Below are 22,096 nucleotides of genomic sequence, written 5' to 3' on the forward strand. Positions count from 1 at the left end.
TGGTTGACATATTGTAAAGGCTTTTATGGTTACATTTTTGTCAAAAAACAAACAATCCGCATAGCCGGCGGCTATGCGGATTGAAAAGTTTACTTAGTTAAGTTTGTTACGCAGCACCATTTGAAGTATACCACCATGGCGGTAGTAATCAATTTCCACTTCACTGTCAAAGCGCGCGACAACTTTGAACTGTTTCTTGCTGCCATCTTCATCCACGGCTGTTACATTCAAGAGGTCATGTGGTTTCACGTCTTCTCCCACTTCTACATTGAAAGTTTCCCGTCCGGTAAGACCGAGGGATTCAATTGTATCGCCTTCCTGGAATTGAAGCGGCAATACACCCATCATGACAAGATTAGAACGATGGATACGCTCAAAGCTTTCTGCGATGACAGTTTTAATGCCTAGTAGATCCGTACCCTTGGCCGCCCAGTCACGAGAGCTTCCCATTCCATAATCTTTGCCGGCAATAACCAGAAGATCAGTATTGTCCTGCTGATATTTCATGGCAGCAGTATAGATAGGCATAACCTCTTCAGTCGGCCAGTAAGTGGTAAAGCCACCTTCAGTGCCAGGTGCCAGTTCGTTACGGATGCGGATATTAGCGAATGTACCTCTCATCATAACTTCATGGTTACCACGACGGGAACCGTAAGAGTTGAAGTCACGAGGAGTTACACCTTTCTCCTGCAAATATTCACCGGCAGGCATATCTTTAGGTATAGCCCCTGCTGGTGAAATGTGGTCGGTAGTTACAGAGTCACCGAATTTACCAATTGCACGCAGGTTTTCGAGAGGTTTCACTGTATCCGGTTCCTTTGATAATCCTTCAAAGAATGGAGGATTTTGAATATAAGTGGAATCACTGTTCCAATCATACAACGGCTCATCAGTTGTATCGATTTCGTTCCACTTTTCGTTGGAATCGAATACACGCTCATACTCTTTCCGGAAGATTTCAGGAGTTACAACCCGGGAGATTTCACCCTTGATTTCATCCATGGACGGCCAGATATCTTTAAAGAAAACATCGTTTCCATCGTTATCCTTACCAATCGGCTCATTATAAAGATCAATGTCTGTCGTTCCAGCCAATGCATAGGCTACAACAAGAGGTGGTGAAGCAAGATAATTTGCTTTCACTAATGGATGAATCCGTCCTTCGAAGTTACGGTTTCCGGACAACACGGAAGAAACAGTCAGATCGTTTCCGGCAATCGCTTCCTCGATTTCTGGAGATAGCGGACCGGAGTTACCAATACAAGTTGTACAGCCATATCCAACCAGGTTGAAGCCTAAGTTGTTCAAGTAATTCATTAGACCTGAGTCTTCAAGGTAACGGGTAACAACCTTGGAACCTGGTGCCAAAGACGTTTTAACGTAGGCAGGGACTTCCAAGCCTTTTTCGACTGCTTTTTTAGCTACCAGCCCAGCTCCAAGCATAACGTAAGGGTTGGATGTGTTCGTACAGGATGTGATTGCAGCGATTGCTACGGAACCAGTTTTCATTGTAGATGTCTTTCCGTTAGGATGCTCGATTTTAGCTTCTTTATCGATCTCTTTTTCATCCAGTCCGAAGCCTTGCGGACCAGTAGGTGCAGTCAGTGAATCGTTGAAAGACTTTTTCATTTGAGATAGTGGAATCAGGTCTTGTGGACGCTTAGGACCAGACAAGTTAGGCTCAAGTTCAGCAAGGTCAATTTCCACTAGCTCTGTGAATTCTGGATCCGGAAGCTCAGGAGAATACCAAAGCTGGTTCTCTTTGCAATATTTTTCCACTAGATCGATGTGCTCTTCACTGCGTCCTGTCAGGCGCAGGTATTCAAGGGATTCATTATCGACAGGGAAAAACCCGCAAGTAGCACCGTATTCAGGTGCCATGTTGGAAATGGTTGCCCGGTCCGCAAGCGGCATATCCTGCAAGCCAGGACCGAAGAACTCAACGAATTTGCCGACAACTTTCTTTTCACGTAGTTTTTGTGTCACTTTCAGTGCAAGGTCTGTAGCTGTTGTCCCTTCAGGGAAGCTACCTTTCAGCTTCACACCAACAACTTGTGGTGCAGGGAAATAAGATGGCTGGCCAAGCATTCCTGCTTCGGCTTCGATACCGCCGACTCCCCAGCCGAGTACGCCTAAACCATTAATCATGGTTGTATGGGAATCAGTACCAACTAATGTATCAGGATAAGTTTCGGTTTCTCCGTTTTCGTTATCCACGGTATGGACAACATTTGCAATGTATTCGAGGTTCACCTGATGGACGATACCTGTCGCAGGTGGGACGGCTCGGTAGTTATCAAACGCCTTTTGTGCCCAGTGCAAGAATTCATAACGTTCTTCGTTACGTTCGAATTCAAGTTCCATATTTACTTCAAGTGCTTTCTCCGTACCATAAGCATCAACCTGTACTGAGTGGTCAATGACTAGATCTACAGGTACTTCAGGATTGATTTTATCAGGGCTGCCCCCCATATCAACCATCGCTTTTCTTAGTGAAGCGAGGTCAACTACAGCAGGAACACCAGTGAAATCCTGGAGGATTACACGAGACGGCTTGAAAGGGACATCTTCCCCTTTTGCATCTTTGGTTCCCCATTTAGCAAGGCTTTCTACATGTTCATTTTTGATGACACGGCCATCATGTTGTCTAAGTAAAGATTCAAGCAAAATCCTAATGGAAAATGGAAGACGGGATATCTTGCCAAGTCCTGCATCTTCTAATGCTTTTAATTGATAATAATTGTAAGTTTTACCATTCAGTTCAAATTGTTTGCGTGATTGGTAAGTATTATTGTTTGCCATATTCTCCTATTACCCCCTCTGTTTAAATTAACGTAGAAACACTGCTGTTTCTACATCCCCAATGGTTCATTTGTTACTTTTTAAGTAAAAAGCCCACAAATATGCACCTATCATTGTAAATGAAAACATAGGAGAAGTAAAATAAATCGGTCGCATTTTGTCACACTATGGTTGAGGGGGTGAAAAGCCATGACAAAAGACAAAGCCAACCACGTCCGCCCAGGGATGAATGCTGCGAAAGCACAGGGAAACGGAGCAGGTTATAACGAGACTGCCGAGAATAGACCGTTGAGTTCCGAGGAAAGACATTTCAATAAAAAAAGAAAGAAGAATCAATAAATCAAAGTTACAAAAGCAAAAGACAGGCGCCCTTGAATGGACGTCTGTCTTATTGTATGTGGTTCATAATTTTATCAAGCTGATTTTTGTAGGATATCAACTGCTCTTCCTGATGTTCACTGGCCACCGTCAAGGCTTTTTCCACCTGCTGGTAAGCCTGGTTGATTTCTTCCTTCAGATGAGCAAGCTCGCGGCCGTAATCCGCTTCTCCAATGGATGACAGCACTCTTTCACTAGACCTTTCTGCTTCATTGACTTTATTGGAAGCGTGTTGAAAAGCTTCTTGTTTATTTTGATGATAACTCACATGTCCACCTCTTTTTTTGACTAGCATGTACATATCCAGTCAAATCCATACATAGAGAACATGGAATCGGCTGATGCTAATGAGGAAAGGAGTGTGAATGAAAAATGACTCATCAAAAGGAAAAAAAGCCTAACCAGCCATTAAAGGGTTCCAAAAAAGTAAAAAACAAAAATCACTCCCGGCAAAATAAACATGCTTCTCACGACATGTAATCGGAAATTTGTTGGAAAGCAGATATAGTTTCTTCGATTTCAGAATCACCGATTGTTCTAAAGTCGAGGTAAAACGTTTCGTCCATTATTCTTCCTATGATGGCTGGACGCTGTCTGCGTAAAGAGCGCTCCAGCTCTCCGGCTGTCATGTTTTCCGAATAGACGGCAACTCCATAACTAGCCAGCTCCACATCCGGCATAGTGCCCCCTCCTACTTTTGAAATGCATGGTCTTCCTTCGAAATGTATACCATGACAGGAATCCGCGCTATTCAGGAACTTATCCACCTTTGTCTTTATTTCCTCTTGAGTTTTTTTAATATCGCGCCATACAGGGTTGGTTTGCAATGCCTCCTCTCCCTTTAAATAATCTTTTAAAGTGGATTCTAAGGCAGCTAGCGTCATTTTATCTACTCTTAATACCCTTGCCAGCTGATGTTTTTTCAGAATATCAATCCATTGTTTTTTTCCGGCAATAATTCCAGCCTGGGGACCTCCTAATAATTTGTCACCACTGAAAGATACCAGGTCAGCACCATCATGAACCACTTCTTTTACGACAGGCTCAGTGCCGATCCCGCTCGCCCGGTAATCATAAAGGCTTCCGCTGCCCAGGTCTTCATAATAGATTAAATCGTTTTCTTTTGCTAAAGGAGCCAGCACTTTACTGGACTGTGATTCAGTGAATCCTTTAATAAAGAAATTACTGGTATGAACTTTCATTATCATTCTTGTTTCGTCATCAATTGCTTGCAAATAATCCGTGTAATGAGTTTTATTGGTAGTTCCTATTTCGGTAAGTATTGCATCACTTTCTTCCATTATACTCGACACTCGGAAACTGCCGCCGATTTCTACAAGCTCTCCCCGAGAAACAATTACTTTCCTATTTTTAGTGAAAGTCCTTAGAACAAAATAAACGGCTGCGGCATTATTATTAACAACAATTGCTGCTTCCGCACCTGTAACTTCCCTGATCAAATCCTCTATAATGGTATGCCTCGACCCTCTTGTGCTTTTTTCGAGGTCAAATTCCAGATTAGTAAAATGACGAGCTGCGGTGCTGACTTGTTTGACAGCCTGATCACTCAATCGGGCACGGCCTAAATTCGTATGTATTACTGTCCCTGTTCCATTGATTACCCTTTGAAGCCTGGGAGATGCCCAGGTTTCTGCGATTCCCTGTACACGACTTATTATTTCCATTTTCAATTCATGAGGGCCATTATAGCTTAATGATTGAATTTCCTTTCTTACCTCATCAACTGCCCGCTGGATCCAGGAAGTCCAAAGTTTTTTTGTAACAGCATGTTTATCAAGGATGGACAAAAGGGAACTTTCCCTTTGCAATTCGTGTACAGGTGGTAACTTCCTCAAAAGATCTTCCACGTCTTCATCATCCTTTAAATCATTTTCTCCAGTATATCCATTTGAAAGAAAAAGATAAACAGCCGCCTCTTTATCAGAAACGGCTGTTTATCTTAATTATCCTCTTCCATCTGACTTATCAACGTCTCCACCTCGGGAAACATGCCTGACTCTAGTTTGGAGTAGATCTTCTTCCCATTAACAGTGACTTCAAAAGCCCCGCCGGAACTAGGTACAAGGGTTAATTGGGTGACTCCCCCTCGGAAATGGTTGAATAACTGTTCTGCGCAACTCGCAGCTTTAGGAGCATAATTTCACTGCATACAAAATTCAATCGAAACCTTGTAGGACATCAGAATTCCTCCTCAAAATATGCTTTCCTTAACTATAAAAAAATTCTAAAAACAAAGCAACGAATCCAACCTGGCTGTAATAAGTTTCCCTTAGAGTTCCTGTTATATTATAATTTCTCTAAGGAGGTGGGAAAATGAGCCAGGAAGAAAAAATCCGTTTAACAGCTTTATCTACAAAAGCTGGCTGAGGCTGCAAAATAGGTCCAGAAGACCTGTCGCACGTGCTGCGACAAATCAATACAGCTAAAAGCAGCCCGAATGTACTTGTCGGTTCCTCTACTAATGACGACGCTGGAGTTTATCAGCTTACGGATGAAATTGCACTGATTCAATCCGTCGATTACTTTACACCAATCGTGGATGACCCTTATTGGTTTGGGCAGATTGCAGCAGCTAACGCCTTAAGCGATATTTATGCTATGGGTGGAATAGTCAAAACAGGCTTGAACATCGTCGGTTATCCGATTAAAAAGTTAGGTCCAGACATGTTAGGGAAAATCCTTCAGGGCGCATATGACAAAATGACCGAAGCAGGCGGAGACATTATTGGCGGTCATTCTATTGATGACCAAGAGCCGAAGTTCGGCATGGCTGTCACAGGTATTGCCCACCCCAAGAAAATTTTTCAAAATTCCACCGCTAAGCAAGGGGATGCCATCCTCCTGACAAAGCCTGTCGGTGTTGGGATTCAGACTACTGCTATTAAAAAAGAGCTATTACAGCCGGAGCAGATCCAAATCGTGACAAATGTGATGGCTCAGTTAAACAAGACTGCTTCTGAAATGCTTCATAACTATCACACCCACGCAGTAACCGATGTCACAGGATTTGGTTTGTTAGGTCATGCCTATGAAATGGCTGCCGGGAGTAAGGTTAGTATGAATATCCGGTATAGCGATGTACCCATATTAAAAGAAACAGAAAACCTTGCTGAATCAGGCGTAGTTCCAGGCGGCACAAAATCCAATCATGCATGGCTCTATGACAAAGTGAGTTATAAGAAAAGCATCACTTCTGTGCAACAGCTTATATTGTGCGACGCCATTACATCTGGCGGGCTATTGGTTGCCATGCCTTATGGGGAGGCAGAAGACTTTCTTAAAAATTTCCAAATGAGAAGTGATTTTGAAGCATCCATTATTGGTGAAGTTATCGAACAAAATGATAAATCCATTTATGTCTCATAAAATGGAACCCCTGCTGTTCATAAGCTTAAGAACATAGAAAACTACTCCGGTTTAAAACATGAAGTTTACCGGAGTAGTTTTTACCTTTGTTTTCTTTAATTAATAAGTTACAGCCTAATGGCAGACGATTCACATCTGAGCACATGGGCACCAGACCAGGTTAGTTTATATATCTTTAAAAAAAGCATCAGGGGATTTCAACCATTTTCTCATCCCGTCTTTTCTTATTGTCAGCCCATTTTCATCGCTTTTTTCAAGGAGTGGCACCAGGTATTTGCGTGAAACTGAAAATATTTCCTTTGCTTCTTTCAGGGAAAACAAATCCTCGCTGACTCCATATAAACTTTGGAACTTATCTCTAATAGGGATCATCGATATAAGATGTTTATCATCGATTTGCCATCCTCCCCCGGTCTGGCGGTAATAAACCGCCAATTCGTCCATCCACTTTTCAGGTATACCATGCTTGTTACCATAGGCTTTCCAAGTATCGACTTCGAGTCCGTCTTTCATCCATTCTTCCTCCAGCCGCTCCATACTGGTTTCCCATTCAGGAGGAAAATATGGCTGAAATCCTGGAACAGCAAGAAATTGTTTGGAGGCAATAATTTTACCTTCTTTTATCCATTTCTCGATCAGCTCCGCGGCGACTTCTTTACTAAACGGCAAGGCCTTTGCTGCTTCTGGTTTATTTTTACCCAACCGTAAAGGATAGGTTTTATGAAAGTTCTGCAACTCCGTACTAAACTGTGCATAACATTCTTCTTCGCTGCTGGTAAGTATATAACCGTTACGCACGAAAAGAAGTTTGCCTAGCTCCTGCTTTTTAGAAAGAATTTTTCGGAGGTATTCTTTGGTTATCGCCACTTCCGCGAGTAGATCTTTTTCATTCATCCCCCCATGCTCTGATAATAACGATTCGATAATTTCCTCTGGCGATTGCTTGCTTTTTTCTTTTAGTTTCTGAACTGTTTCATCCCCAAATTTATATTTCTGGCCTTTCGGATCAATGATTAGGCCTCCACCTACTGTTTCGGCCGGGGTCGGTCGTCTTAATATGAAACGGTCCCCCCGACGTACCACAACAGGAGCGGCAAGACGGAACTGGCAATAGATTTCCGTTTCCCCGTCTTTTATTTCATTACGGTCAAACAAAATAATTGTTCCCGTAACTTCACTTGTACCGGTATAAATATTCACCTGTGACCGTTGCTTAATGGGGTGACGAATACCTTGCAGGACTTGGAAGAAAACATCAATCGTTGTTGTCACCAGAAAATGATCACTCTTAACCATGACATTCCCTCGGTTTACTTCTTCCTTCTCCACATCAGCAAGATTAATGGCTGCACGCTGACCTGCATAAGCTTTAGTGACAGGTTCATGCTGTACCTGCATTTGTCTGATACGTGCTTTTTTCCCCTCGGGCAAAAGAGTGATAATCTCTTCAGTTGAAATGGTTCCTTCATAAATTGTCCCTCTTACAATTGTTCCCTGACCTTTAATTGTGAAAGATTGATCAACAGGCATTCGGAAAGAACCTTTACTGCTCCTCGGCTTCATGGAAGAAAGTTTTTGTTCAATCAGCTGTTCTAATTCTCTGATACCCTTCCCTGTGAGGCTGTCAACAAAAAGAATATCTGCCTTTCGATAGCTCTTATTTTTTATGTATGACAATACGTCCTCTTTAACGAAATGTTTCAGCTCTTCATCGATTAGATCTGTTTTTGTAATCACGATGATCGCTTCTTCAATACCTAATAATGACAGGATATCCATATGTTCTTTAGTCTGGGGCATGATACCTTCGTCGCCTGCAATGACGATAAGAACTAAGTCAATACCGGCGACACCAGAAATCATTTGCCGGATGAATTTTTCATGACCAGGCACATCGATGATTGAAATTCGTGTGGACTTGTTTTTCAGTTTGAGGGGTGCGAAGCCTGGCTCGATGGAGATGTTCCGTTCCTTTTCTTCCTTAAGCCTGTCCGTATCTACTTTCGTCAGCGCTTTCGTGAGTGCAGTTTTGCCGTGATCGATATGCCCTGCCATACCGATAGTGAAATAATTATGCTGCATGGTTTAACCTCCTGGTGACATTGAGGGTTAGAAAATAGAAAAGCAAGCGCTTCATGTCAGAAAAACTTGGCTTGTCACCAAGTACTTTTGGCGAAAGCCTAAGTTTTACTAATACTTTAATAAAGTTAAACCTTCGTATAGTATAAAAACACGCTTGCCAGGCAAACGTGTCACAGGTATCACTCTGCAGGCAATACCAGTCGAAAGGTGGTACCTATGTTTGGATTTGAATTGATTTTCATAAAACCGTTATGTTTATCAAGAATTTGATTGCTGATCATCAGGCCCAGTCCTGTACCATTTTTTTTGGTAGTGAAAAATGGTTCGGTGATTTTTTTCAATAAATCTTCCGGTATCCCAGGGCCTTCGTCTATGACATCAATCAGTGCCCGATTTCCATCTTTTCTTGTAGTGATTTCCAATAATCCACCCTCTTGCATTGCTTCAATGGCATTCTTAATAATATTAATAAATACTTGCTTGATTTGAGAACGGTCACAAAAAATATGGATACCTTCTTCTAATTTAGCCCGCATAGTAATACTTTGCATTTTTGCCTGGGTATCCATCAAGGTAATGACGTCCTCAAGCATCTCTTTCAAGGATTCACTTCCGCGTTCATCAGTCATAGGCTTGGAAACAAACAAAAGCTCAGAAGTCACTGCTTCCATTTTATCGATTTCTTCCAGCATGATTTTATAATACTCTTCTTCTTTTTGAATTCCTGCCTGTAATAATTGGAGAAAACCTTTCAGTGAGGTCAGTGGGTTGCGGATTTCATGCGCCACACTTGCGGCCAGCTGGCCTGCAACGGTCATTTTTTCGGAATGAAGGATTTGCTCCTGCATCATTTCATTGTCGGTGATATGGTGAGCGACGGAAAGGATATAATTCCGGTCGTCCTGAGGGTTATATTTTTTAGAAATCACCGCCCGCATGAGAATATACCTGCCTTCCCTGTCTTTAACGAGCAAGTTTGCATGGTGGGTCTGATCCGGTTTTTTCCCTATCAGTCCCCTCACTTTCTCATGATCTTTTATATGAATGATTTCTCTGGCAGGCGAACCAATAATCTCTTCAGCTTCATAACCTAACCAGCGCTGGACTGATTTGGATACAAACTTTATTTTTCCTTCGACATCAAAAACAGTAATTAAATCATTGCTATTATATTCAAACCACGACTGGAAACAATCGGGCAGAGAGGTTATATTATCAAATGGATGGTGATAGCCATCTCCATTTTTATCGGAAGCTGATCCAATATCATGGTTTCCCATCCTACCCGCCCCTTTCTATCTAAATATATCGTATCTCATTTTTAAAAGCCACTTCAAGAAGAAAAGGACACAACCTGTGATAGGTCAGTCATGAAAGGCTTGTCAATCTTCTCTTAAACTTTTATAATTGCTTATGTCAATAGTCTTAAATTGTGGGGCTGGATGCTATGCTGGTGCTGGCCACAGTCTTCAAAACTGCCTGTGAGGCGCGTGCCGTCTCAGGTGGGTTCGATTCCCACACAGTCCCGCCAATATTTCTTATTTTTCATCATACTATAAACGACAAAAAAGATAAAACTTTAGACCTAAGATGTGAAATAAATACATCTATTGATAATCTATGATGAAACAGGTGGTATTATGTCAGGAGGATTTGCGTTTTTTATCATTGGCTGGGCGTTCATAATGATCATTCTATTAGCCATAGGCGGATTTTTCATGTTCCGGAAATTCCTGAAGCGACTGCCGAAAGAAGACGGTAAATCGACAATGGATTGGGAAGAATATTACTTAGAAAAGACATGTCATATGTGGAATACTCAGGAAAAAAAACTGCTTGAAGAGCTGGTAGCTCCGGTCCCGGAATTGTTCCGTGATATAGCCCGCCAAAAGATAGCAAGTAAAATTGGTGAGGTAGCTCTCGAGAAAAAAAGAGAAAAAATCACGCAGGATGTCATTATCGAAGGTTATATTCTGGCAACCCCAAAACGGGATCATAAATTTCTTATTAAAACGCTAAATCAGAAAGAAATCGACTTAGCCCCTTATCAGTCTTTATTCGAACGATGAAAAGAAGCCTGTCTGATCACGAGGATCCAGACAGGCTTCTTTTCATGGTCTTTTCAATTTTTAAAAACTTATACAGCATAGCTAACCTCCAGGTGATGATCATACCGAAAGCAAGAAGGAAAAACATACCGCTCGTTTCGCCGAGGGAAATGTTTTGTCCGATTATCATCTTCAAGACGATACGTAAAGCAAGCAGACCAAACAGGATAAATACAAATGCGCGCGAAGGCTTCAGATATACTTCTCCTTCTTTTACTTCAAATGTTGATGTTTTGATAAGGAATAAGGAGAACAGAATACCAACACTTATTGCTTCAGCAACCTGTGCCCATTCTACCTGAAACATCGGAACGAAAAACATTAACGCACCTGTACTCATAAATAAAGGAGGCAAGATTATTTTTCTGACACTTGCCGGCCGTCTGGCTGCTCTCATCCGGATAAAAATCATCCCTGTTGCCATGCAGGCAGCCAGGACCGTACTTGCTACCAACCAAAACATTGCATTTCACTCATTTCCTACATCCATTTTCATTTAAAGTTAGTGCCTACTCCACATTGCTTGCTGGCTCTTCATCGTCTTCTGCAATTGTCAGGATGATAGTCATCGTGATACCGATAACTGTCAGATAAACGCCTAAATCAAATAAAATAGCCGTCGCCAGTTCTGTCTTCCCTACAAGAGGAAACTGGAAATAAGCAAAAGTATGACTCAAAAATGGCTGACCGAATAAAAAGGACCCTATGCCTGTGACCAAAGCGATCAACAGGCCTGCGGGAATAAAATAACGGAAGTTCCACGGCAGGATTTTCTTCATTGTCTCGAGCCCATATGCCATATACATCAGCACGATGGCAGCTGCAGTCATTAACCCCCCGATAAACCCGCCTCCAGGTTTGTTATGTCCTGCAAAGAAGAGATACAAAGAAAAACCCAGCAAAATAAAAGCGATGATCGAAGTGGTGGTTCTTAAAATCAAATCGTTCGTCCTAATTCTCATAAAAATACCCCTTTAATGCTGTTATTAATATGATAATATAACTTTTTGTCGAAATCCATCATTCCTGCTGAATCAGAATCCCTGGAAGCCGAACAGGCTTGCGAGATACGATGTTAACTTCGTCATCCAGTCAAAAAACAGCGCAACTCCAATGAGGATCATAACATATCCACCGATTTTGACAATTCTCGTACTGTTTTTTCTTATCCAGCGCATTTTCCCAATAAAAAACGATAAGATAAAAAATGGTATGGAAAAGCCCAGAGAATAAGAAATCATCATGATCATTCCTAGCTCAGGATTAGAGGCTGCCAAGCTTAAGACCACCATTAAAATCGGTCCTGTACAAGGTGTCCAACCCATTGAAAACGCCATTCCGATAAAAAAGGATCCAATAAAACCAGCAGGGCGGTTCTTGAAGGTGATTTTCCTGTCTTTCATTAAAAAGTCAAAATTGAATAATCCGACAATTACAAAACCAAAAAAGATGATTAGGATGGCACCAAGCTGTCGAATAATGTCCCTGTTTTCCATTAGTAATTCGGAAATAAACGAGGCAGTGAACCCTAGCATGACAAAAATGCTGGAAAACCCTAACAGGAACATCAAGGTATGAATCAGACTGGCGCGCTTCAGCATGGCGTTGTCTTCTTTTAATTCCTGGACACTCATACCTGTTATATAAGATAAAAAAGCTGGGTATAACGGGAGCACACAAGGTGAAATAAAAGATAAAAAACCTGCTCCGAAAGCGATAAAAATATTGATATCTGACATAGAACCCTACCTCTCTTCTACATTACCAACCTATTTTATCAAACCAAAAAGGAAAAAACGATTAAACAATCCAGATAATTCATGAACCCTTACCTGCTCTTCTTCATTCGTTCCTCCTAAAGCCTATTCCTATGTCAGCTGAAGAAAAAATTGAACACTTTGTGAAATTATATTATAGTAAATTTATTCCGGCGTTCTGTATTGCTTTTCGTTTTATAATGCTTTATTCAAAATCGTCTAAGGAGGGAATTCCGTAATGATAAGAGTAGCTGTATCGATAATGATGAGCTTCGTCCTTCTCGTCATCGAGTCAACTATAGTAATGGCAATAAAAGATTATGAAACAATCTATTTTGATGACTATTCACTCCTGGCTACGGTACTTGCCCTCAATTTCTTTTATACTTTTACACTATTGACGAACATAAAATTATGGATAAATAATAATTATGAAGAGTCTGACTCCCAATTCAATAAGCTATAAAAAAACCTTCTTTCTCATCATAGAAAGAAGGTTTTTGTATTTGTCATTTGGATTGTTGATTATTCATGGAGCGCATCATCTGATTGATTTTCTTCTGCGATGGTTTCTGTCCCATCTGCATCATCAATGTACGCAGCATTTGTTCATTGATTGGAGGGTTCTTCTTTAAATAATTCATCATATATTTTCGCGCAATGAAGAAACCCAGGGCGACACCACCTAGTAAAGTCAAAACAGCGATAGTGATTACCCATACGATACCCAAACTCATTCTAAGTCTTCCTCCTTCATGTTGTCTCCCATACAGTATAGTAAAACAGCATTACAAAAACAATAGCCTGTCCATCATAATAGCATTTCTTTCCTTTGCGGGGAAACCCATCCATAATGATCAAGATGAAATTCGGCTATAAAGAAACATCCGTCAATATCTCTCAATTTTTGAAACAGCATCTGCTCTGCTTCCATGAAACTTTCACACTGAATGAGACACATATCGTTCGTTATTTCTATTATACCACGCTTTTCAACCCACTTCGTTAGTTTGCGTCCATGGATAAGGCTCATCCTTTCCCTGGGATACCGGGTGAGAATTCGGACTAAGTCTATCAAAGGAAATGGCTCAGTTATAAAATGGAACTGCAGTTTATATAATTCAAGTTGGGAGTTTCGGTGATATTCTTTTAAAAAACGGAACAACAGCTCCGTCTTATAGTAATATTCTTTGGATACTTCTTCTTTCATCGCATAAACATAATAAAGATGCATCAGGTCCACCCCTCCTGTATGAGGGATATTATAACGGGAATCGCCTGATTAATCTGTCGCATGCTGAAAAAGAAAACATCGAGTTTTGTCGAATTGTATGTATTCACATAAGAAGCATTAGTTCGACATTATTCATAAGTAGACAAGCGCCGCTAATATAAGACAGCGCTTGCCGGTTAATTATGTCAGTTACCAGGTATATTAGTTATTAAACAGTTTTTCTGCTTTGGCAACCACATTTTCCACAGTGAAACCGTATTTTTCCATTACCACATCTCCTGGTGCTGAAGCACCAAAGGTGTCAATACCAATTACTTCACCATCTATGCCTACATAACGTTCCCATCCGAACGGGGAAGCCATTTCGATAGCAAGCCTTTTGGTGACTGCTTTTGGAAGCACACTTTCTTTGTACGCTTCTGATTGAGTATTGAAGCGATCCCAGGAAGGCATGCTGATGACACTGACATCATAGCCTTTCTGTTTTAACTCATCCTGGGCTTTAACAGCAAGCTGTACTTCAGACCCTGTCGCAAGCAATAACCCATCTGGTGTTTCTTTATCTGAAGGGCTTAAGACATACGCGCCTTTTTTAACGCCTTCATATGCTTTTTCAGCAGTACCTTTAAGTGTCGGAAGCCCTTGGCGAGTCAGAACAAATGCCGTTGGTGTTGTTTTGGACTCAAGAGCTACTCTCCAGGCCGCACTGGATTCATTGCCATCTGCCGGGCGAATGACAGACAAGTTCGGCATAGCACGAAGTGATGGCAGCTGTTCAATCGGTTCATGTGTCGGACCGTCTTCACCGACAGCAATCGAGTCATGTGTAAATACATAGTTTACTGGCAGGTTCATAAGTGCAGAAAGACGAATGGCTGGACGCATATAGTCACTGAAAACAAAGAATGTTCCTACATAAGCTTTCAGGCCGCCGTGAAGTGCCATTCCATTCAGCGCAGTGGCCATGGCAAACTCACGGACACCAAACCAAACGTTTCGTCCCGCATAATTTTGTTTCGAGAAGTCATCTTCCCCTTTGACAGTTGTCTTATTGGAACCAGCCAAGTCAGCACTTCCACCGAAGAAATATGGAATTGCTTCAGATAAAGCATTTATTGCTTCCCCGGAAGAGGCACGGGTGGCTAATTTATCTTCTCCGGCCTTATAAACTGGAAGTGCTTTATGCCAGTCTTCCGGTAAATCACCGTTAATGGCTCGTTCAAGTTCCGCAGCTAATTCCGGATTGGCAGATTTATAGGCTTCGAACAATTCGTTCCATTCCTTCTCCGCCCGTTCACCGGAGTCAACAATTTTTCGTTTGAAATCCTGATAGACATCATCAGGCACATGAAATGCTTCTTCATGCTCCCATTTGTAATGCTGTTTAGCAGCTGTCGCTTCCTCTTCACCCAAAGGCGCTCCATGGGAAGCCGATTTACCCGATTTATTCGGTGAACCATAACCAATAATTGTTTTTACTTCAATCATTGTTGGCTGGTCAGTATTGCTTTTAGCTTCTTCAATTGCATTATGGATCGCTTCTACATCGTTTCCATCTTCCACACGGATGACCTGCCATCCATATGCTTTATAGCGATCCTCAACACTTTCGGAGAAAGCGCGATTCAAATCACCATCAAGGGAAATATCGTTGGAATCATACAGTACGATCAACTTCCCTAACCCTAAATGACCGGCAAGTGAAGCAGATTCCTGGGAGACACCTTCCATCAAATCACCATCACTGCATATGCAATACGTGTAATGATCAACCACTTTATGGTCTGCAGTATTATATTTCCCGGCAAGGTGTGCTTCAGCCATAGCCATACCTGTAGACATAGAAATTCCCTGACCTAGTGGACCAGTGGTCGCTTCCACACCATCTGTATGCCCGAACTCGGGATGTCCAGGCGTTTTTGAACCCCATTGCCTGAATTCTTTCAAGTCCTCTACAGAGACGTCGTAACCGGACAAATGAAGCAGGCTATAGATCAGCATAGAACCATGCCCTGCTGACAATACAAAACGATCCCGGTTAAACCAATCAGAGTTATTTGGGTTATGGCTCATATGTTCTGTCCATAAATTATAGGCCATTGGAGCGGCCCCCATTGGCATACCAGGGTGTCCTGAGTTTGCTTTCTCGACAGCATCAATCGTCAACGTACGAATTGTATTAATAGATTTTTGCTCGATACTATTTGACATGAAATACATTCCCCTTTCTAACAGCTGTATGTACCAATTATTATCCTATAATGAAAAAGACGCCGAGACAAGCATTGTCCACGCATTTTAAAAATTTCCATTAGTTAACCTGCCCCGAATAACCCTGAATAAACAAGGACTGCTTCCCCTCCCAATTTATAATGTCGAAGAAGCAGTCCTTTTAAGGTTTAATGCTTTTTTTCATTTTTCTGCATCCGTTTCAACTTATCAGGGGTAACGTCGTTTCCTTTCGGATCAATGACAGTCATCCCTTTCAGCTGATTCTTGAATGATTTTCTTACATTCTTTAAATATTCCTGTCGCAGTTGTTTCTGCTCTTTCTTTTCACTTTCTGTTAAATCCTGTTTTTTTGATTTATTGGCAAGCTCGTTGATTCGAGAAATTTTTTCTTTCGATAGCATAATGCCACACTCCTTTTTGCCTGGTAATCCAAGCAACTCTTACGGCTATTAATCTTAGTCCATGAAAAAGACAAGTGCCTGATGACCCTTGTCCTTTTACACATATTAACGTTATTTCTGCTGTTTTTCAAGCGCCACGTATTCCCTGTAGCGCCTGTGTACAGTCGCTTTGGATACGTCGTGTCCCAGCCCGCGAAGTGTAGCGGCAATTTCAGCGAAGGTGAGCTTATTATTACGCAACCTTACAACTTCCTCAACCGGGAATTCTTTACGCTCCCGCCCTTTAGCGAGGTTTTGATTACTAAGATTCGCGCCGGGATCAAACCCATCCTTGATAGCTTGTTTCATACCCCGTTTGATTTTCATATTGTGAATTTTCCTCTGATATTCTTCCACAATACTGACGATTTGGAGCACCATGGAATCCGATTCGGACAATTGGAGTTTCCCTTGATGAGTAAGAGATAGCACCTGTACCCCCATTTTTTGCAGCTGATGGAACAGGGCGATTTTCGTATTCCCTCTTCCAAGCCGTGTTTCATCCTGAATTAAGAGGGTGTCTGCTTGTCCTTCTGAAAATAGGTCAAGCATCCGGAAAACTCCTTCCCGTTCGATGTCATATCCGCTCATTTTCTCTTTAACGACATCGACGATTTCCACACCTTCATTTTTTGCCATGGCTGTAAGTTCTGATTCCTGACGGGCCAGTGAACTGACCTGTGTTTCTTTCTCTGTGCTGACGCGGCAATAGATGATTGCTTTCATTCCTGTTCCCTCATTTACTCGATGCATTATTGATAGGCTTTTATATTTAACTGCTGACGGCAATTGCAGCGTATAAAAAAACTAGACTCCCTACGAATAACAGTATATAAGTAATGTCTAATTTTGATAACTTTTCAAACATACTTACCCCTCCTTCAAGAACCTGTGTTCGTATTTTCTAACTCTAATTATATACGAACACTCGTTCCTGTCAAGTGATTATTCGAACGAATGTTTGTATTTTGATGTTTGTTCGTGGTACAATGTGATTAATAAAAACATATGTACGAGGTGGCCTTATATGAATAAATTATCGAAGCGTCAGCAGGAAATACTTGAATTTATAAAAGAGCAGGTACTTGATAAAGGTTATCCACCTTCTGTCCGTGAGATCGGTCAGGCTGTCGGACTGGCCTCCAGTTCTACGGTCCATGGGCATCTTGCCCGCTTGGAGAAAAAAGGTTTCATCCGTCGTGACCCCACTAAACCTCGGGCAATTGAAGTTTTAGAGCTTGAAGAAGATCAGAGTATCCCTCGAAGTGAAGCTGCCTATGCCCCTGTTATAGGTAAGGTTACTGCTGGTATCCCTATTACTGCGGTAGAGAACATAGAGGAATATGTACCACTGCCTGACAGTCTTGCCGGTGGCACAGAGAATACGTTTGTACTTGTCGTAGAAGGAGAAAGTATGATTGAAGCAGGTATACTGGATGGAGACATGGTAATTGTAAGGCAGCAGTCGACTGCTCAAAACGGGGAAATCGTCGTAGCGATGACAGAGGATGAAGAAGCGACCGTCAAGCGTTTTTTCAAGGAGAAAAACCATATCCGCCTGCAACCGGAAAATGCCACTATGGAACCGATTTTACTGAATGACGTTTATATACTCGGTAAAGTAGTTGGTCTATACCGTACCATCCACTAAACGAAGGCATTCATTAACCCGGTGATTGGACAAAAAAAGACCAAGCCAGCATTATGCTGACTTGGTCCTTTTCATCTGGAATTATTGTTTAAACTTTAAACTTTCGTACCAGGCCGTTTAATTCTTCTGCTAAGCGGGATAGTTCATCTGAGCTTCCCGCAACTTCTTCCATTGAACTGCTTGCCTGCTGGGCAGAAGCTGCTGTCTGTTCAACTCCCGCTGCAGCTTCTTCAGCTACAGAGGCAATTTCTTCAACAGAAGTACCCATTTCTTGACTGCTTGAGACCATTGCTGCTAAATTATTTGTTACTGTTTTTATGCGTTCTGCCATTTCTTTTACAGCCTTGTCAATTCCAGTGAAGGTTTCCCCGGTAGTCTTAATTTGTGCTGCACCTTTTTCTACTTCTTCATAACCACCTTCCAGTGACTCGACCACTCCCGTTGTCTCTATCTGTATGCTGTTTACAATACCTGTAATATCATTGACAGAGACGCCAACTTGTTCGGCGAGCTTTCTTACTTCATCAGCCACGACTGCGAACCCTTTTCCATGTTCTCCAGCGCGAGCAGCTTCAATGGCTGCATTTAATGCCAGCAGGTTGGTTTGATCCGCAATATCTTTGATGACAGAAACCAGTTTTGTAATTTCCTGTGACTGGGCATCCAACCCCTTCACCTTCTGGACAGCCTCTTGTACAATTTTATCGATGGCAGACATCTGCCGGACAGATCCCTCCATCAACTCAGCACCCTCGGATGTCCAATTTAGTACCTCTTTAGAAGATAGGTAAATACCTTCACCGTTTTCGTTCGCTTCCTGCATTTTAGTCATGAAGGATTCCATTACTACTGACAGGTCATTTGCATTGTTTGCCTGTGATTCCGTACCTGAAGCAAGTTCCTGCATAGTGGAAGCAATTTGTGTGGAACCATCTTTCACTTCTGTTGCTGACTGGGTCAATTCTTCACTATGACTAGATAAGTTTTCTGATGCATTTGATAAATTATTGATGACTTCTTTAAGGCTGTTCTGCATATCTGTTATACCTTGGGCAAGCTGTCCAATTTCATCTTTAGAAATCGTTTCAATAGGCTGTGATAGATCACCTTCCCGGATCTTTTTCACACTTGCCGTTAAGGAAGTTAGTGGCTGTGTGATAGACCTTACTATTATAAGAATTATCATGATGCCCGCTACTAAAGCTGCAGAAATAACAAGTAAAGTTGTCATCAGAATATCCGAAGATGCTGCAGTTATTTCATTTTTATACATAGTGCCCAGTATCTTCCAGCCTGTAATTTCATTGGTTGTGAAAGCTAACTCTTTTTCTTCCCCATCAAGCGTATAAGAGTATTTCCCACTATCCTTATTAAAAACGGCCTCTGTCCATTCTTCTTCTGGATCGGTTCCTATTTTATTGGTCGGATGCACGAGGTATCTATTTTGGGAATCAAGCAAAATCACATAGCCATTTTCCCCTATAGCAAAAGCATTGGTGTACTCGGCGATCTTAGTAATATTAATATCAATCCCGATAACCCCTGCTCCATCCGCCGTAGACTTCGCGATTGTTATCATCATCGCATCCGATGCTGCATCAGCATATGGGTCAGTAATGACGGCTTCACCTTCGCTCTCCATTGCCTTTTTATACCACTCACGTTCCCTCGGATCATAATCAGCCGGCAAGTCTAATGCGGGTTCAACTACCATATCTCCTGCATCAGTACCTAAATAAACAGCTGATACCCCAGGATGAAGTTCTAAGTATTGAGCAAATTGTTCATGAATTTGATCTGAAATTTCTTCATGGTTACTTACCTTTAGCTTACTGAAGAAAGTGACATCAACCAGTTTAGGTTCAAAGGTTTCGTTTATTTTCTTATTTACTAGATTTACGTCTTCTTTCGCACTTTCAAGAATTTCATCTCCTAAAACCGCCTGAGCTTTTTGATAAGAACTGAATCCGATTGCTACACTTGGAATTAGTAAAATAAATAAAAATGATATTATAAGTTTGGTACGTAACTTAGATTTTTTAAATGGAAATATTTTTTTCAATCTCTCTGACCTCCCCGTATTGTTCCCCTGCTCATTATGTATTTATTGTTGTACCTGCAGTTCTCCTGACCTCCTTACTACTGATATAAACTCCATCATACTCACCTTTAATTTCCCCTTCCTGATGATCTACATTTTATATCGGCAGCATATACGGAAAATCAATAAGATGTATCATTTTACCTATGATTTCCTGAGGTTACTTATAGGTATTTTGTAATATGCAAACCGCATTTTTCAGTGTCCTATCACCAGCAGGGCATGTTTTTAAACAAGCAGAAATTGTCTTAATTTTGCAAAATTGCTAGAATTACAGGATAGTATTTCTTTTTCAAGGGGGATGTATGGAAAAACTACTACGAGTATCTCTGCAGGTTAAGATTTTGGGTTTGGTCACTTTTCTATTACTGCTTGTGCTTAGTCTTGTAACAATTATGATCGTTTACATGGAATCAAAGGAAGATGTGCGCAACTCAGAAAACATTGCCGTGCAAACAGCAATTACGCTTTCTTACATGCCTGCCATTCAGGATGCATTCATCTCCGGAAATCCTACAGAGGAAATGAACGATTTAGCTGGACAGATCATGGAAGAAGTTGATGCGGCTACGATAAAAATCCTGAACAGGCAAGGAGAGATCTACGGATACGCAGGGGATGATGCCCCTGGAACAGCAGTCAGGGAAGATCATTATCGTGCCTTGGTTTTTGGCAGTGATTACTCCACGTATAATAACGAAAATGAACATGACCAGATTCTAAAGGGGATTTCCCCTATCATTATCGATTACGGCGATTATAAGAAGGTGGAAGGATCCGTAGCAGTCGAGTTTAAAATGAAGACCATATATCAGGAGATTTCCAATGATATTAAAAAAATCATCGCGGCATCAGCTGGAGTCTTCATACTTGGTATAGCTGGAAGCTTTTTGTTAGCGCGCAGCATTCGAAAAGATACACTTGGACTGGAGCCTTACGATATAGCAGCATTATACAGGGAAAGAAATGCTGTTCTTCAGTCAGTCAAAGAAGGGATGATCGCTTTTGATCACTGTGGGAGAATTACCATGGCAAATATGTCAGCAAGAGAAATACTGGACCTGCCTGAATTCGTGGAAGGAAGAAGTATTTTTGAGGTGATTTCCTCTCCGAAACTCTTGGAACTGGTAAACTCAGAACGCGGTCTTGTCAATAAAGAGTTACAGTATCACGATAAAACAGTCATTATCAACAGCAGCCCAATATTGGAAAATGACAAGAGAACAGGGACAGTGGTAAGCTTTCGCGATAAAACGGAGATCAAGCAAATGATCGATGCTATTTCTGAGGTACGACAGTATTCTGAAGATCTACGTGCACAGGCTCACGAATTCACCAGTAAATTATACGTCATTATGGGGCTAATCCAACTTGGTAAATATCAAGAAGCTATTACGTTGATACAGGAAGAAGCTGAAATACAGGGACAGGTTACGGAAATGTTCTTCAAAGAAATCCGAGATGAAAAAATCCAGGCGATATTGCTTGGTAAATTCGCCAAAGCATCCGAAAAGAAAATCAGTTTTATTATTGAAGAAGGCAGCTCCCTTCACAGGTTACCGGATCACATCGGCCTATCCCCTCTTCTTATTATTATCGGAAATCTGATCAACAACGCATTTGATGCCGTTTCGAATCAGCCAAATAAGAAGGTCAGTTTCTTCATAACTGACCTTGGAAATGATATCGTATTTGAGATTGCGGATGAGGGCTCAGGACTGAAAAATGGAATGGAAGAGAAAATCTTTCAAAAAGGATTTTCCTTAAAAGGTAAGAACAGAGGCTATGGCCTTTCCAATGTAATGGAAGAAATAAACTATCTCAATGGTTCCATTGAAGTCTCCAGTAATGAGCAGGAAGGGACCATATTTACGGTGATACTGCCCAAGATATCAAGTCAGGCTAAACTATTATAAAGAGGAGT

General features: G+C 41.5%; 22 protein-coding genes and 1 tRNA gene. 8 read left to right on the forward strand and 15 right to left on the reverse strand.

Features of this window, described 5'->3' with window-relative positions; translation table 11 throughout:
• Positions 1 to 93 precede the first annotated feature (93 nt).
• Positions 94 to 2,802, reverse strand: coding sequence for an aconitate hydratase AcnA (acnA, locus tag JOC33_RS07560; protein ID WP_205091890.1), 2,709 nt, complete (start codon positions 2,800 to 2,802; stop codon positions 94 to 96).
• Positions 2,803 to 2,991: 189 nt separating this feature from the next.
• Here acnA and sspO point away from each other — a divergent pair, with 189 nt between their 5' ends.
• On the forward strand, positions 2,992 to 3,141 hold the full coding sequence (sspO, locus tag JOC33_RS07565) for a small acid-soluble spore protein O (protein ID WP_205091891.1): 150 nt from the start codon (positions 2,992 to 2,994) through the stop codon (positions 3,139 to 3,141).
• Between the two features lie 49 nt (positions 3,142 to 3,190).
• Here the strand turns inward: sspO and JOC33_RS07570 are convergent, their stop codons facing one another.
• On the reverse strand, positions 3,191 to 3,448 hold the full coding sequence (locus JOC33_RS07570) for a hypothetical protein (RefSeq protein ID WP_205091892.1): 258 nt from the start codon (positions 3,446 to 3,448) through the stop codon (positions 3,191 to 3,193).
• A gap of 104 nt (positions 3,449 to 3,552) precedes the next feature.
• Between JOC33_RS07570 and JOC33_RS07575 the strand changes: the two genes are divergently transcribed.
• Positions 3,553 to 3,660 carry a small acid-soluble spore protein P gene (locus JOC33_RS07575; protein WP_205091893.1) on the forward strand — a complete coding sequence of 36 codons (108 nt, stop codon included), beginning with the start codon at positions 3,553 to 3,555 and terminating at the stop codon, positions 3,658 to 3,660.
• Here the strand turns inward: JOC33_RS07575 and selA are convergent.
• Positions 3,648 to 5,048: an L-seryl-tRNA(Sec) selenium transferase gene (gene selA, locus JOC33_RS07580; protein WP_205091894.1), complete on the reverse strand. Its 1,401-nt coding sequence runs from the start codon at positions 5,046 to 5,048 to the stop codon at positions 3,648 to 3,650. The two genes, JOC33_RS07575 and selA, sit on opposite strands and share 13 nt — an antisense overlap.
• 92 nt (positions 5,049 to 5,140) lie before the next feature.
• The gene (locus JOC33_RS20525) at positions 5,141 to 5,380 is read right to left on the reverse strand and encodes a SelT/SelW/SelH family protein (protein ID WP_338054488.1); all 240 of its coding nucleotides are present in this window, start codon (positions 5,378 to 5,380) and stop codon (positions 5,141 to 5,143) included.
• Positions 5,381 to 5,514: 134 nt separating this feature from the next.
• Between JOC33_RS20525 and selD the strand changes: the two genes are divergently transcribed.
• Positions 5,515 to 6,567, forward strand: coding sequence for a selenide, water dikinase SelD (selD, locus tag JOC33_RS07590; RefSeq protein WP_205091895.1), 1,053 nt, complete (start codon positions 5,515 to 5,517; stop codon positions 6,565 to 6,567).
• Between the two features lie 165 nt (positions 6,568 to 6,732).
• Here the strand turns inward: selD and selB are convergent, their stop codons facing one another.
• Both selB and JOC33_RS07600 read right to left on the reverse strand, forming a co-directional pair.
• The gene (gene selB / locus JOC33_RS07595) at positions 6,733 to 8,649 is read right to left on the reverse strand and encodes a selenocysteine-specific translation elongation factor (RefSeq protein WP_205091896.1); all 1,917 of its coding nucleotides are present in this window, start codon (positions 8,647 to 8,649) and stop codon (positions 6,733 to 6,735) included.
• 179 nt (positions 8,650 to 8,828) lie between these two features.
• Positions 8,829 to 9,929: an ATP-binding protein gene (locus JOC33_RS07600; protein WP_205091897.1), complete on the reverse strand. Its 1,101-nt coding sequence runs from the start codon at positions 9,927 to 9,929 to the stop codon at positions 8,829 to 8,831.
• 154 nt (positions 9,930 to 10,083) lie between these two features.
• On the opposite strand from JOC33_RS07600, the gene JOC33_RS07605 reads away from it, so the two are divergent.
• Positions 10,084 to 10,180, forward strand: a tRNA-Sec gene (locus tag JOC33_RS07605).
• 106 nt (positions 10,181 to 10,286) lie between these two features.
• The gene (locus tag JOC33_RS07610; protein ID WP_205092461.1) at positions 10,287 to 10,718 is read left to right on the forward strand and encodes a DUF2621 family protein; all 432 of its coding nucleotides are present in this window, start codon (positions 10,287 to 10,289) and stop codon (positions 10,716 to 10,718) included.
• Between the two features lie 16 nt (positions 10,719 to 10,734).
• On the opposite strand, the gene JOC33_RS07615 is transcribed toward JOC33_RS07610, so the two are convergent.
• From JOC33_RS07615 to JOC33_RS07625, 3 genes are all read right to left on the reverse strand, one after another.
• A complete protein-coding gene (locus tag JOC33_RS07615) occupies positions 10,735 to 11,220 on the reverse strand; it encodes a CcdC family protein (RefSeq protein WP_205091898.1) in 486 nt (161 codons plus the stop codon).
• A 46-nt stretch (positions 11,221 to 11,266) separates the two neighbouring features.
• Positions 11,267 to 11,719, reverse strand: a complete 453-nt coding sequence (locus tag JOC33_RS07620; RefSeq protein WP_205091899.1) for a Na(+)/H(+) antiporter subunit B — start codon at positions 11,717 to 11,719, stop codon at positions 11,267 to 11,269.
• 72 nt (positions 11,720 to 11,791) lie between these two features.
• Positions 11,792 to 12,496 carry a cytochrome c biogenesis CcdA family protein gene (locus tag JOC33_RS07625; RefSeq protein WP_205091900.1) on the reverse strand — a complete coding sequence of 235 codons (705 nt, stop codon included), beginning with the start codon at positions 12,494 to 12,496 and terminating at the stop codon, positions 11,792 to 11,794.
• Positions 12,497 to 12,752: 256 nt separating this feature from the next.
• On the opposite strand from JOC33_RS07625, the gene JOC33_RS07630 reads away from it, so the two are divergent.
• Complete coding sequence (locus JOC33_RS07630; RefSeq protein WP_205091901.1) at positions 12,753 to 12,980, forward strand: hypothetical protein; 228 nt, start codon at positions 12,753 to 12,755, stop codon at positions 12,978 to 12,980.
• Positions 12,981 to 13,023: 43 nt separating this feature from the next.
• On the opposite strand, the gene JOC33_RS07635 is transcribed toward JOC33_RS07630, so the two are convergent.
• The 5 genes from JOC33_RS07635 to JOC33_RS07655 all read right to left on the reverse strand — a co-directional run bounded on the left by JOC33_RS07635 (position 13,024) and on the right by JOC33_RS07655 (position 17,146).
• Positions 13,024 to 13,251 carry a YneF family protein gene (locus JOC33_RS07635; protein WP_420825703.1) on the reverse strand — a complete coding sequence of 76 codons (228 nt, stop codon included), beginning with the start codon at positions 13,249 to 13,251 and terminating at the stop codon, positions 13,024 to 13,026.
• A 74-nt stretch (positions 13,252 to 13,325) separates the two neighbouring features.
• Complete coding sequence (gene sirA / locus JOC33_RS07640) at positions 13,326 to 13,748, reverse strand: sporulation inhibitor of replication protein SirA (protein ID WP_205091902.1); 423 nt, start codon at positions 13,746 to 13,748, stop codon at positions 13,326 to 13,328.
• 201 nt (positions 13,749 to 13,949) lie between these two features.
• A complete protein-coding gene (gene tkt, locus JOC33_RS07645) occupies positions 13,950 to 15,959 on the reverse strand; it encodes a transketolase (protein ID WP_205091903.1) in 2,010 nt (669 codons plus the stop codon).
• 188 nt (positions 15,960 to 16,147) lie between these two features.
• Positions 16,148 to 16,381: a DUF896 domain-containing protein gene (locus JOC33_RS07650; protein ID WP_205091904.1), complete on the reverse strand. Its 234-nt coding sequence runs from the start codon at positions 16,379 to 16,381 to the stop codon at positions 16,148 to 16,150.
• A 111-nt stretch (positions 16,382 to 16,492) separates the two neighbouring features.
• Positions 16,493 to 17,146: a YneB family resolvase-like protein gene (locus JOC33_RS07655; protein ID WP_205091905.1), complete on the reverse strand. Its 654-nt coding sequence runs from the start codon at positions 17,144 to 17,146 to the stop codon at positions 16,493 to 16,495.
• A gap of 301 nt (positions 17,147 to 17,447) precedes the next feature.
• Here JOC33_RS07655 and lexA point away from each other — a divergent pair, with 301 nt between their 5' ends.
• Positions 17,448 to 18,071 carry a transcriptional repressor LexA gene (gene lexA / locus JOC33_RS07660; RefSeq protein ID WP_205091906.1) on the forward strand — a complete coding sequence of 208 codons (624 nt, stop codon included), beginning with the start codon at positions 17,448 to 17,450 and terminating at the stop codon, positions 18,069 to 18,071.
• An 88-nt stretch (positions 18,072 to 18,159) separates the two neighbouring features.
• Here lexA and JOC33_RS07665 read toward each other — a convergent pair whose 3' ends face one another.
• Positions 18,160 to 20,133, reverse strand: a complete 1,974-nt coding sequence (locus JOC33_RS07665) for a methyl-accepting chemotaxis protein (RefSeq protein WP_205091907.1) — start codon at positions 20,131 to 20,133, stop codon at positions 18,160 to 18,162.
• A 344-nt stretch (positions 20,134 to 20,477) separates the two neighbouring features.
• Here JOC33_RS07665 and JOC33_RS07670 point away from each other — a divergent pair, with 344 nt between their 5' ends.
• Positions 20,478 to 22,088: a sensor histidine kinase gene (locus JOC33_RS07670; RefSeq protein ID WP_205091908.1), complete on the forward strand. Its 1,611-nt coding sequence runs from the start codon at positions 20,478 to 20,480 to the stop codon at positions 22,086 to 22,088.
• Positions 22,089 to 22,096 lie beyond the last annotated feature (8 nt).

It is taken from the genome of Thalassobacillus pellis (genome assembly GCF_016908295.1).
Classification (GTDB): Bacteria; Bacillota; Bacilli; order Bacillales; family Halobacillaceae; genus Thalassobacillus; species Thalassobacillus pellis.